The organism is Paraburkholderia sp. 35.1 (genome assembly GCF_050436525.1).
GTDB lineage: Bacteria > Pseudomonadota > Gammaproteobacteria > Burkholderiales > Burkholderiaceae > Paraburkholderia > Paraburkholderia tuberum.
The window spans coordinates 1,497,314-1,509,202 of record NZ_JBNDMJ010000003.1 but is presented as its reverse complement, the minus strand read 5'-3'; the positions used below and the strand labels follow the sequence as shown (position 1 = coordinate 1,509,202).

The following is an 11,889-nucleotide window of genomic DNA, read 5'->3' as shown; positions in this document are numbered from 1 at the left end:
GCCGCTAATAGAAGTCGTGGAAATCGGCGTCACGTTCGGATCAGGATCCGTGCGTGACGCCGTTTTTTGTTGGGCTCTTACGCTGCGCGTTGCCTGACTTAGAGCCCCGAACTGCGCTTGTCGACCACCCGCCGCGCCTTGCCCACCGAGCGCTCGATCCCATTCACGGCCAGCACGTTCACCACCGCGCTTACGCCAATCAGCGCCTTGAGGTCGTACGCCAGCGCGTTTTTCGCGGTGGTTAGCGCGGAAATATCCGGCGCGCTTTCGGGGCACGGTTCGACGTTCAGCGTCAACACGTCGAGCGGCCCTTCCTTCGTCAGTACGATCTGATAGTGCGGCGCGAGCGCGTGCTGCTTGAGCAGCAACTCTTCGATCTGCGTCGGGAACACATTGACGCCACGGACGATCATCATGTCGTCCGAGCGGCCCGTGATTTTTTCCATACGCCGCATCGTGCGGGCGCTGCCCGGCAGCAGGCGCGTGAGATCGCGCGTGCGGTAGCGGATGATCGGCAGCGCTTCTTTAGTCAGCGACGTGAACACGAGTTCGCCGAGTTCGCCATCGGGCAGCACCTCCCCCGTTTCGGGGTCGATGATCTCGGGATAGAAATGGTCTTCCCAGATCGTCGGGCCGTCTTTGGTCTCGATGCACTCCGAGGCGACGCCCGGGCCCATCACTTCGGAGAGACCGTAGATGTCGACCGCGTCGATGCCCATGCGTTTTTCGATCGCCTCGCGCATTTCGTTGGTCCACGGCTCAGCGCCGAAGATGCCGATGCGTAATGAGCAGCTAGCCGGGTCGATACCCTGGCGCTCGAGTTCGTCGGCGATCGACAGCATGTAGCTCGGTGTCACCATGATGATGTCCGGCCGGAAGTCCTGGATCAGCTGCACCTGCTTTTCGGTCTGACCACCGCCGAACGGAATCACGGTGAGCCCCGCGCGCTCGGCGCCGTAATGCGCGCCGAGGCCGCCCGTGAAGAGGCCGTAGCCGTAGCTCACGTGCACCTTGTCGCCGCGCTTCGCGCCGGCGGCGCGTATCGAACGGGCGACGAGATTCGCCCACGTGTCGATGTCGCGCGCCGTATAGCCGACGACGGTCGGCTTGCCGGTCGTCCCAGACGATGCATGGATTCGCGAAATCTGCTCCGGCGGCACCGCGAACATGCCGAACGGATAGTTGTCGCGCAAATCCTTCTTCGTCGTGAACGGAAAGCGCGCGAGGTCCGCGAGCGACTTGACATCGCCCGGATGAACACCGGCTTCGTCGAACTTGCGCCGGTACACCGGCGAATCTTCATACGCATGGGTGAGTGACCATTTGAGCCGTTCAAGTTGGAGCGCGGCGAGCTCGTCGCGGCTGGCGGTCTCGATCGGATCGAGCGGAAGAGCGGTGCTCATCGAATGTCTCCTTGCTGCCTCAGTATCTGAGTTTGATATGTAACGCGTTGGCGTCAGAGAGCCACGCAGACAGTTGTCCGCGAGGGCGGCTCTGGCTTGCCGCCGCTCAATGTCAGTCGCCGGTGGGAATCAGGTTGCCCCTGATTTGCGCCGACTTGCCGCGAAACATCGCGACGGTCTCGCCGGCGCGATTCGTGACGCGAATATCGTAGATGCCAGTGCGCCCGCTCGATGTCTGCTCGACCGCTTCGGCGCTCAGAACGTCGCCGCCGTAAACCGGCCGGAGGTATTCGATCGAGCAGCCGGCGGCAACCGTATTGATGTTGTAGGTGTTGCAGGCGAACGCGAAGGTCGAATCGGCGAGCGTGAAGATCAGGCCGCCGTGGCAGATCTGATGGCCGTTCAGGAAGTCGTCGCGCACCGCCATGCGCAGCCGCGCATAGCCGGGGCGCACTTCGAGAATCTCGAGCCCGAGCGCGCGACTGCAGGCGTCGTTTTCGTACATCGCGGCAGCTGTCGCGCGGGCGAGTTCGTCGGCAGTCATCTGGTCGGGGCGGGTGGTTTGCGTGGACATCTCAACGCCCCTCGAAGCGCGGCGCGCGCTTTTCGATAAATGCCTGCACGCCTTCCGCGTAATCGTGCGAGGCGCCTAGTTGGCGCTGCAGATCACGCTCGAGATCGAGCTGCTGGTCGAGCGTTTGCGTTGTGCCGGCACGCATCGCCTGCTTGATCGCGGCGATCGCGCGCGTCGGTTGCTGGGCAAGCTGGGCCGCGAGTTTTGCCGCGGCCGGAGCCAGTTCGGCGTCGTCGAGCGCTTGCCAGATCAAGCCCCAGCTTTCGGCTGTGTCGGCGCTGAGCTTGTCGCCGGTGATCGCGAGGCCGAGCGCGCGTGCCATGCCAACGCGTTGCGGCAGGAACCACGTCCCGCCCGAATCCGGCACGAGGCCGATCTTCACGAACGCTTGGATGAAACTCGCGGAGCGAGCTGCGAGCACCAGGTCGCAGGCCAACGCGAGATTGGCGCCCGCGCCGGCGGCCGTGCCGTTGACCGCGGCGATCACCGGAAACGGTAGCGCTTGCAGACGGCGGATCAACGGATTGAAGTATTCATCGATGACGGCGCCGAGGTCGGTCATCGCGCCGGGCGTGAAATCGAGGTCGGCGAGATCCTGGCCGGCGCAGAAGCCGCGTCCCGCGCCGGTGAGCACGAGCGCACGGGCGCCGGACTTTTCGACCTGGTCGAGTGCCGCGCCGAGTTCCTGATGCATCGCGCGCGTGAAGCTGTTGAGCTTGTCCGGGCGGTTCAGCGTGATGGTGGCGACGTGGCTCGATGAGTCGATGTCCGGCCGGATCGCTTCATATGACATGGGGTGTCTCCTCAAACTCTCTTTGGCCGATGGGCACGGTCGCTCGACTAGCGTCGGCGCGTGATGCCGATCCGATGTCTGATGTTAGTCAGAGCGCACGACTCGGTCCATCCGCCGAACGGCATAGGACGAAGTCGTGCGTTGTGCTGAAGCCTTCTTATGCCGTTCAGCCAGCTACCGCGGGCGCCGCTTTCGGTTCAACATGAACGCGGCTTTGAACGACGCGGAAGCGGTTGGCGACGAAAGCGGCATCGGCAAGCGCGGCATTCGCGGCCGGGTTGGCGCCGGTGCCGTGAAAGTCCGAAAAAGCCGCGGACTGGTTGACGAACACGCCACCGGTCAGGTTGATCGACAGTGCGACGCCGCCGCGGATCGACGCTTCGTGCGCGGCGTCGAGCACGGCGTCGTCCGTGCTGTAGACCGCCAGCGTTAGCGCGCCGTGCTCGGCAGCAATGTCGCCAGCGAGGTCGAGTGACTGCGCGGTCGAGTCCGTCGCGATGACGAACGAGATCGGCCCGAACCATTCTCTCGTGAACTGGGCGCGGTCGGTCGAGGCGTCGAGTTGCAATACGAGCGGTGTGCGCACGCGAGCGCCCGGAAAGGACGGATGGTCGAGCGTCTGGCTCGCGACGAGAACGCGGCCGAGCCCGGCGGCTTCGTCGATGCGCTGCGCGACGCCTTCGTTCTGGATCGCGCCGAGCAGTTCGACGGCGCGGGCCGGATCGGCGACGAGCTTTTGCACCGCGCCGGCAAGCGCCTGGGAGACATCGTCAAAGCTGAGCGTGCCTTCCGCGGTGCGAATGCCGTCTCGCGGTACGTAGATATTTTGCGGCGCGGTGCACATCTGGCCTGAGTACAGCGCCAGCGAGAACGCGATGTTGCGCGCGGCCGCCTTGATGTCGTCGACCGAGTCGATGACGATCTGATTGACGCCAGCTTTTTCGGTGTAGACCTGCGCCTGGTGCGCGTTGCGCTCGAGCCAGGTGCCGTTCTGGGTGCTGCCCGTGAAGTCGATCAGTTTGATCTCGGGGCGCTGGGCCAGTTGCTGGACGAGGGCGCCGTCGTTCGGGGCGGTGGCCAGCAGCGTGACGACGTTCGGATCGAAGCCCGCTTCGCGCAACACGTCACGCGCGATGCGCACGGTCAGCGCGAGCGGCAGGATCGCGCCCGGATGCGGCTTGACGATCACCGTGTTGCCGGTGGCCAGATCGGCGAACAGGCCCGGATAGCCGTTCCACGTCGGGAATGTGCAGCAGCCGAGCACGAGGCCGATGCCGCGCGGCACGACGGTGTAGCGCTTGTGCATCGCGAGCGGCGGGTTTTTGCCTTGCGGCTTTTCCCAGTGCGCGTCGGCGGGAATACGGCGCAGTTGATCCCAGGCATACGCGACCGCTTCGAGCGCGCGATCCTGCGCGTGTGGGCCCCCTGCCTGGAAGGCCATCATGAACGCCTGACCGGTCGTGTGCATCACGCTGTAGCCGAGCTCGAAGCTGGCGCGATTCAGGCGCGCGAGGATTTCGAGGCTCACGCCGATCCATGCCTGCGGGCCGGCGGCGCGCCAATCGCGTTGCGCCGCGGCAGATGCGGCGATGAGCGCGCTCGGGTCGGCTTTCGGGTAACGCACGCCGAGCTGGAAGCCGAACGGCGAAACCTCTGCGCCGACGGTCTCTCCCGTCGACGGTTGGTCCAGGTCGAACGTTTTGTCTAGAAGCGCCTTGAACGCGGCTTCGCCGTCCGCGTTGGCTGTTTCCCCGTACACTTTCGGACTGGGCATCTCGACGAACGGGCTCCAGTAGCCGCGCGTTTCGAGCGCGGCGAGCGCTTTGTGCAGCGTGTCTTCGTGCTTGGTGAATAGCGGATGTGTCATGGCAAAGAGGCTCGGCTGTACGTTGGGGAAATACCTGTCGAATAATTGACCGACCGGTTGGTTGGGGAATGGTAGCATCACCACAGACGATGCGCGAAGCGTTTTTCGCGTGCGATTAACCCTTATGGAGGCGGCATGGCTTACGAAAACATTCTGGTTGAGACGCGGGGACGGGTCGGACTGATTACGCTCAACCGTCCGAAGGCTCTGAATGCACTGAACGACGCGCTGATGGACGAACTAGGCGCAGCGTTGCGCGAGTTCGACGGCGACGAGTCGATTGGCGCAATCGTCGTGACGGGCAGCGAGAAAGCGTTCGCGGCCGGTGCGGACATCGGGATGATGGCGTCGTACTCCTATATGGATGTCTACAAGGGCGACTACATCACGCGCAATTGGGAAACGGTTCGCTCGATCCGTAAGCCGATCATTGCCGCGGTGGCGGGCTTCGCGCTCGGCGGCGGCTGCGAACTGGCGATGATGTGCGACATCATTTTTGCCGCCGACACGGCGAAGTTCGGTCAACCGGAAATCAAGCTCGGGATCATGCCGGGCGCGGGCGGCACGCAGCGCTTGCCGCGGGCGGTGTCAAAAGCGAAGGCGATGGACCTCTGTTTGACCGCCCGTTTCATGGATGCCGCCGAAGCGGAGCGCGCCGGACTGGTTTCGCGCGTGATCCCGGCGGCATCGCTGCTTGACGAAGCGGTCGGCGCGGCCGCCACCATTGCGGAATTCCCGCTGCCGGCGGTGCTGATGGTCAAGGAGTCGGTCAACCGAGCCTTTGAAACGACGCTCGCGGAGGGCGTGCATTTCGAGCGCCGCCTGTTCCATTCGCTCTTCGCCACCGAAGACCAGAAAGAGGGCATGGCCGCGTTCGTGGAGAAGCGCAAACCGGTTTTCAAGCACCGTTAATACGCTTGTCAAAATATCGCTTGCAAGTCCCGATGTCGGCGACTAGAATTCCGCACTTTCGTGCTCCGGACGCCGGGGTGCGGAGAAGCGGGAAGCCTTTGATGGCGTGGGCTTCGGCGGCGTGGGCAGGTTAGGCGAGTGATAAAAACCTGTTGACGATCCGGTGGAAGTTCTCCATAATCTCGTTTCTCTGCTGCAGACGCAGCGACGCAAACGAAGCGGTGCCGGGTAGTGGTGGTTCAGGCGCGGCGGGTTTGGCGGACCGATCTTTAAAAACTAACAGTCGATAAGTGTGGGCGCTTGATGCGGAATGCGGCGGCGGATTCTCCGGAGTCTGCTGTCAGGCAGAAGTATCAGAAGCCTCACACAGTATTAGAGGAAGGTTTGTCTGTCGAAAGACGGATCAATCATCGTCAGTACGTTGAGTGAGCGACCGGGTTCGAGAGAGCCCGAACACAGTAACAGGTTTGAACTGAAGAGTTTGATCCTGGCTCAGATTGAACGCTGGCGGCATGCCTTACACATGCAAGTCGAACGGCAGCACGGACTTCGGTCTGGTGGCGAGTGGCGAACGGGTGAGTAATACATCGGAACGTGTCCTGGAGTGGGGGATAGCCCGGCGAAAGCCGGATTAATACCGCATACGCTCGGGAGAGGAAAGCGGGGGATCTTTCGGGACCTCGCGCTCAAGGGGCGGCCGATGGCAGATTAGGTAGTTGGTGGGGTAAAGGCCTACCAAGCCGACGATCTGTAGCTGGTCTGAGAGGACGACCAGCCACACTGGGACTGAGACACGGCCCAGACTCCTACGGGAGGCAGCAGTGGGGAATTTTGGACAATGGGCGCAAGCCTGATCCAGCAATGCCGCGTGTGTGAAGAAGGCCTTCGGGTTGTAAAGCACTTTTGTCCGGAAAGAAAACCTCGTGGCTAATATCCGTGAGGGATGACGGTACCGGAAGAATAAGCACCGGCTAACTACGTGCCAGCAGCCGCGGTAATACGTAGGGTGCGAGCGTTAATCGGAATTACTGGGCGTAAAGCGTGCGCAGGCGGTGCTGTAAGACCGATGTGAAATCCCCGGGCTTAACCTGGGAACTGCATTGGTGACTGCAGCGCTGGAGTATGGCAGAGGGGGGTGGAATTCCACGTGTAGCAGTGAAATGCGTAGAGATGTGGAGGAACACCGATGGCGAAGGCAGCCCCCTGGGCCAATACTGACGCTCATGCACGAAAGCGTGGGGAGCAAACAGGATTAGATACCCTGGTAGTCCACGCCCTAAACGATGTCAACTGGTTGTCGGGCCTTCATTGGCTTGGTAACGTAGCTAACGCGTGAAGTTGACCGCCTGGGGAGTACGGTCGCAAGATTAAAACTCAAAGGAATTGACGGGGACCCGCACAAGCGGTGGATGATGTGGATTAATTCGATGCAACGCGAAAAACCTTACCTACCCTTGACATGTATGGAATCCTGCCGAGAGGCGGGAGTGCCCGAAAGGGAGCCATAACACAGGTGCTGCATGGCTGTCGTCAGCTCGTGTCGTGAGATGTTGGGTTAAGTCCCGCAACGAGCGCAACCCTTGTCCCTAGTTGCTACGCAAGAGCACTCCAGGGAGACTGCCGGTGACAAACCGGAGGAAGGTGGGGATGACGTCAAGTCCTCATGGCCCTTATGGGTAGGGCTTCACACGTCATACAATGGTCGGAACAGAGGGTTGCCAAGCCGCGAGGTGGAGCCAATCCCAGAAAACCGATCGTAGTCCGGATCGCACTCTGCAACTCGGGTGCGTGAAGCTGGAATCGCTAGTAATCGCGGATCAGCATGCCGCGGTGAATACGTTCCCGGGTCTTGTACACACCGCCCGTCACACCATGGGAGTGGGTTTTACCAGAAGTGGCTAGTCTAACCGCAAGGAGGACGGTCACCACGGTAGGATTCATGACTGGGGTGAAGTCGTAACAAGGTAGCCGTATCGGAAGGTGCGGCTGGATCACCTCCTTTCCAGAGCTGTGCATTCATTGCACTCAAGTGCTCACGCTTATCGGCTGTGGTTAGAAGAAACGCAGACAGGCTCAGGGGTCTGTAGCTCAGCCGGTTAGAGCACCGTCTTGATAAGGCGGGGGTCGATGGTTCGAATCCATCCAGACCCACCAGTGTCTTGTCTGGTGAGCTGAAGGGCTGGGGCCGCTGGAGTATCTGTGAGACTGGGGGATTAGCTCAGCTGGGAGAGCACCTGCTTTGCAAGCAGGGGGTCGTCGGTTCGATCCCGTCATCCTCCACCAATCCTCAATGCCAAGGGTTCAGCACGAAGTGATGCTGAGTACTTTGCATTGGCGATTGAGCCAGTCAGAGCGGTATGAGGCACAGGCTTCATACCGGCTGCCGTTCTTTAACAATCAGGAAGAAGTAGTAAAGAGATTCACGAAAGGCACCTGGAGATGGGTGCGGAGTAGGTGAATCAGGGTTGTGATTGTATCGATGTATTTTAAAGGTGATCGAAAGATTGCTTTGGAATACGGCGCAACACGAATACTCAACCTGTAGCGAGTGCGTCTATCCCCTGCGGGGATGGGACCCACGTAAGCGCTAAAGCGCTAGCGTGGGTCGACACAGAGACACACCCGTTATAGGGTCAAGCGAACAAGTGCATGTGGTGGATGCCTTGGCGATCACAGGCGATGAAGGACGCGGTAGCCTGCGAAAAGCTCCGGGGAGCTGGCAAACGAGCATTGATCCGGAGATGTCCGAATGGGGAAACCCACTCCTAATGGAGTATCCGTAGCTGAATCCATAGGCTGCGTGAGGCGAACGCGGTGAACTGAAACATCTAAGTAACCGCAGGAAAAGAAATCAACCGAGATTCCCAGAGTAGTGGCGAGCGAAATGGGATCAGCCGGTACACGTTATCTGTATTGTTAGTCGAACGCTCTGGAAAGTGCGGCCATAGCAGGTGATAGCCCTGTAGACGAAAACAGCATGGAAGAACTGGGTGTACGAGAAGTAGGGCGGGACACGTGAAATCCTGTCTGAAGATGGGGGGACCATCCTCCAAGGCTAAATACTCGTGATCGACCGATAGTGAACCAGTACCGTGAGGGAAAGGCGAAAAGAACCCCGGGAGGGGAGTGAAACAGATCCTGAAACCGCATGCATACAAACAGTCGGAGCCTCTGCGAAGGGGTGACGGCGTACCTTTTGTATAATGGGTCAGCGACTTACATTCAGTGGCGAGCTTAACCGATTAGGGCAGGCGTAGCGAAAGCGAGTCCGAACAGGGCGTCCAGTCGCTGGGTGTAGACCCGAAACCAGGTGATCTATCCATGGCCAGGTTGAAGGCACGGTAACACGTGCTGGAGGACCGAACCCACTAACGTTGAAAAGTTAGGGGATGAGCTGTGGATAGGGGTGAAAGGCTAAACAAACCTGGAAATAGCTGGTTCTCTCCGAAAACTATTTAGGTAGTGCCTCGTGTATCACCTTCGGGGGTAGAGCACTGTCATGGTTGTGGGGTCCATTGCGGATTACTACGCCATAGCAAACTCCGAATACCGAAGAGTGCAATCACGGGAGACAGACATCGGGTGCTAACGTCCGGTGTCAAGAGGGAAACAACCCAGACCGCCAGCTAAGGTCCCCAAATATGGCTAAGTGGGAAACGAAGTGGGAAGGCTAAAACAGTCAGGAGGTTGGCTTAGAAGCAGCCAGCCCTTTAAAGAAAGCGTAATAGCTCACTGATCGAGTCGTCCTGCGCGGAAGATGTAACGGGGCTAAGCCATATACCGAAGCTGCGGATGCACAGTAATGTGCATGGTAGGAGAGCGTTCCGTAAGCCTGCGAAGGTGCACTGGAAAGTGTGCTGGAGGTATCGGAAGTGCGAATGCTGACATGAGTAGCGATAAAGGGGGTGAAAGGCCCCCTCGCCGTAAGCCCAAGGTTTCCTACGCAACGTTCATCGGCGTAGGGTGAGTCGGCCCCTAAGGCGAGGCAGAAATGCGTAGCTGATGGGAAGCAGATTAATATTTCTGCACCATTGTGAAATGCGATGGGGGGACGGATCGCGGAAGGTTGTCCGGGTGTTGGAAGTCCCGGTCCTTGCATTGGAGAAGGCGCTTTGGCAAATCCGGGCGCGGAATTCAAGGGTGCGAGGCGAGCCACTTCGGTGGCGAAGCAACTGGAAGGGGTTCCAGGAAAAGCCTCTAAGCTTCAGTTTCACAGTGACCGTACCGCAAACCGACACAGGTGGGCGAGATGAGTATTCTAAGGCGCTTGAGAGAACTCGGGAGAAGGAACTCGGCAAATTGGTACCGTAACTTCGGGATAAGGTACGCCCTCATAGCCTGACTGGCCTGCGCCAGAAGGGTGAAAGGGTTGCAATAAACTGGTGGCTGCGACTGTTTAATAAAAACACAGCACTCTGCAAACACGAAAGTGGACGTATAGGGTGTGACGCCTGCCCGGTGCCGGAAGATTAAATGATGGGGTGCAAGCTCCTGATTGAAGTCCCGGTAAACGGCGGCCGTAACTATAACGGTCCTAAGGTAGCGAAATTCCTTGTCGGGTAAGTTCCGACCTGCACGAATGGCGTAACGATGGCCACACTGTCTCCTCCCGAGACTCAGCGAAGTTGAAGTGTTTGTGATGATGCAATCTCCCCGCGGCTAGACGGAAAGACCCCATGAACCTTTACTGCAGCTTTGCATTGGACTTTGAACCGGTCTGTGTAGGATAGGTGGGAGGCTATGAAGTTGGGACGCCAGTCTCAATGGAGCCGTCCTTGAAATACCACCCTGATCTGTTTGAGGTTCTAACCTTGGCCCGTGATCCGGGTCGGGGACAGTGCATGGTAGGCAGTTTGACTGGGGCGGTCTCCTCCCAAAGTGTAACGGAGGAGTACGAAGGTACGCTAGGTACGGTCGGAAATCGTGCTGATAGTGCAATGGCATAAGCGTGCTTGACTGTGAGACTGACAAGTCGAACAGGTGCGAAAGCAGGTCATAGTGATCCGGTGGTTCTGTATGGAAGGGCCATCGCTCAACGGATAAAAGGTACTCTGGGGATAACAGGCTGATACCGCCCAAGAGTTCATATCGACGGCGGTGTTTGGCACCTCGATGTCGGCTCATCTCATCCTGGGGCTGTAGCCGGTCCCAAGGGTATGGCTGTTCGCCATTTAAAGAGGTACGTGAGCTGGGTTTAAAACGTCGTGAGACAGTTTGGTCCCTATCTGCCGTGGGCGCTGGATATTTGAAGGGGGCTGCTCCTAGTACGAGAGGACCGGAGTGGACGAACCTCTGGTGTACCGGTTGTCACGCCAGTGGCATCGCCGGGTAGCTATGTTCGGAAGAGATAACCGCTGAAAGCATCTAAGCGGGAAACTCGCCTTAAGATGAGATATCCCCGGGGCTTCGAGCCCCTTGAAGGGTCGTTCAAGACCAGGACGTTGATAGGTCAGGTGTGCACGTACAGTAATGTACTGAGCTAACTGATACTAATTGCCCGTAAGGCTTGATCCTATAACAGGTGTGTCTCGACCCGCGTGAGTGCTTCAGCACTTACGCGGGTCCGATCCCCGAAGGGGATTTGTGTGACCTCCCGCGGGAGCTCACAGAAACGCCCGGTTGGGATTCAGTGTTGTGCCAGAAACAACACAACCCCCCACACTCGAATCCTTTACGCTTCTTCCCGATTGGCTGTGGCGCGACCGGTTGACTTCAACCCTGCGACGCAGCAACCCGTCATGCCTGATGACCATAGCGAGTCGGCCCCACCCCTTCCCATCCCGAACAGGACCGTGAAACGACTCCACGCCGATGATAGTGCGGATTGCCCGTGTGAAAGTAGGTAATCGTCAGGCTCCCCCCCAGTCAGAAACCCCACCCGCCGCGGTGGGGTTTTTGCGTTTACGCGGCCAAAATTAACAAACAGCATTGAAGCAAGCGACGCCTCCGCCCGCCTCAACGCTTTTCAACTGGTTCTCCCGCTGCCGACGCAATATACCCCAGACCCGGCGATAACCATAGCTCGGCAGGTCAGTGACGGTCAGCCGTATTTCTTCGACCAGCCCGGCATCGTCCGTCTTCCTGGCGCTGCGTCCATCCTGCCAGTCGGCTGGACGTGCAAGCCTTGACGCCAGGTTTGAGCGCGCTACACCGAGAACGTCGCAGACCTGCTTCACTGCTCGTCCCCCGGCAATGAGGTTGAGCGCGCAATCCATTTTCGCGACTTCGCCACCTCCACCGCCTCACGGAGAATCTCGTTCTCCATTGTCTTTTTGCCGAGCAGTTGCTGGAGTTCCATGATTTGCTTCAGCGCATCCCTCAGCTCCGACGCATCAACTCT

At 59.3% G+C, this 11,889-nt stretch carries 5 protein-coding genes, 2 tRNA genes, 3 rRNA genes and 1 pseudogene; 6 read left to right on the top strand and 5 right to left on the bottom strand.

Annotation, left to right across the window (positions count from 1 at the left end; translation table 11 throughout):
- Window positions 1-98: 98 nt before the first annotated feature.
- The 4 genes from paaK to paaN all read right to left on the bottom strand — a co-directional run bounded on the left by paaK (window position 99) and on the right by paaN (window position 4,637).
- Window positions 99-1,403, bottom strand: a complete 1,305-nt coding sequence (gene paaK / locus OKW27_RS27020) for a phenylacetate--CoA ligase PaaK (RefSeq protein WP_429335360.1) — start codon at window positions 1,401-1,403, stop codon at window positions 99-101.
- A gap of 112 nt (window positions 1,404-1,515) precedes the next feature.
- Window positions 1,516-1,977: a hydroxyphenylacetyl-CoA thioesterase PaaI gene (gene paaI / locus OKW27_RS27015; RefSeq protein ID WP_090802007.1), complete on the bottom strand. Its 462-nt coding sequence runs from the start codon at window positions 1,975-1,977 to the stop codon at window positions 1,516-1,518.
- A gap of 1 nt (window position 1,978) precedes the next feature.
- Window positions 1,979-2,770, bottom strand: a complete 792-nt coding sequence (paaG, locus tag OKW27_RS27010; RefSeq protein ID WP_429335359.1) for a 2-(1,2-epoxy-1,2-dihydrophenyl)acetyl-CoA isomerase PaaG — start codon at window positions 2,768-2,770, stop codon at window positions 1,979-1,981.
- 166 nt (window positions 2,771-2,936) lie between these two features.
- Window positions 2,937-4,637 (bottom strand): phenylacetic acid degradation protein PaaN, encoded by a 1,701-nt coding sequence (gene paaN / locus OKW27_RS27005; RefSeq protein WP_429335358.1) that lies wholly within the window; start codon window positions 4,635-4,637, stop codon window positions 2,937-2,939.
- A gap of 135 nt (window positions 4,638-4,772) precedes the next feature.
- Here paaN and OKW27_RS27000 point away from each other — a divergent pair, with 135 nt between their 5' ends.
- The 6 genes from OKW27_RS27000 (at window position 4,773) to rrf (ending at window position 11,404) form a co-directional block, all read left to right on the top strand.
- Entirely contained in the window at window positions 4,773-5,549 is a 777-nt protein-coding gene (locus OKW27_RS27000) for an enoyl-CoA hydratase (protein ID WP_184036005.1), read from the top strand.
- Between the two features lie 469 nt (window positions 5,550-6,018).
- Window positions 6,019-7,551, top strand: a 16S ribosomal RNA gene (locus tag OKW27_RS26995).
- Window positions 7,552-7,626: 75 nt separating this feature from the next.
- Window positions 7,627-7,703, top strand: a tRNA-Ile gene (locus OKW27_RS26990).
- A 53-nt stretch (window positions 7,704-7,756) separates the two neighbouring features.
- Window positions 7,757-7,832: transfer RNA gene (locus OKW27_RS26985), tRNA-Ala, on the top strand.
- A 348-nt stretch (window positions 7,833-8,180) separates the two neighbouring features.
- Window positions 8,181-11,063 (top strand): 23S ribosomal RNA (locus tag OKW27_RS26980).
- Window positions 11,064-11,290: 227 nt separating this feature from the next.
- A 5S ribosomal RNA gene (gene rrf, locus OKW27_RS26975) occupies window positions 11,291-11,404 on the top strand.
- The 16S, 23S and 5S rRNA genes sit together here with 2 tRNA genes alongside, the layout of an rRNA operon.
- 123 nt (window positions 11,405-11,527) lie before the next feature.
- Here rrf and OKW27_RS26970 read toward each other — a convergent pair.
- Window positions 11,528-11,886: pseudogene (locus OKW27_RS26970) on the bottom strand (IS3 family transposase); the annotation flags it as partial.
- Window positions 11,887-11,889 lie beyond the last annotated feature (3 nt).

Bases quoted from the DNA above. Each gene is read 5' to 3' on its own strand.
- paaN (WP_429335358.1), bottom strand. From the start codon at position 4,637: ATGACACATCCGCTATTCACCAAGCACGAAGACACGCTGCACAAAGCG.
- OKW27_RS27000 (WP_184036005.1), top strand. From the start codon at position 4,773: ATGGCTTACGAAAACATTCTGGTTGAGACGCGGGGACGGGTCGGACTG.
- paaK (WP_429335360.1), bottom strand. From the start codon at position 1,403: ATGAGCACCGCTCTTCCGCTCGATCCGATCGAGACCGCCAGCCGCGAC.
- paaG (WP_429335359.1), bottom strand. From the start codon at position 2,770: ATGTCATATGAAGCGATCCGGCCGGACATCGACTCATCGAGCCACGTC.
- paaI (WP_090802007.1), bottom strand. From the start codon at position 1,977: ATGTCCACGCAAACCACCCGCCCCGACCAGATGACTGCCGACGAACTC.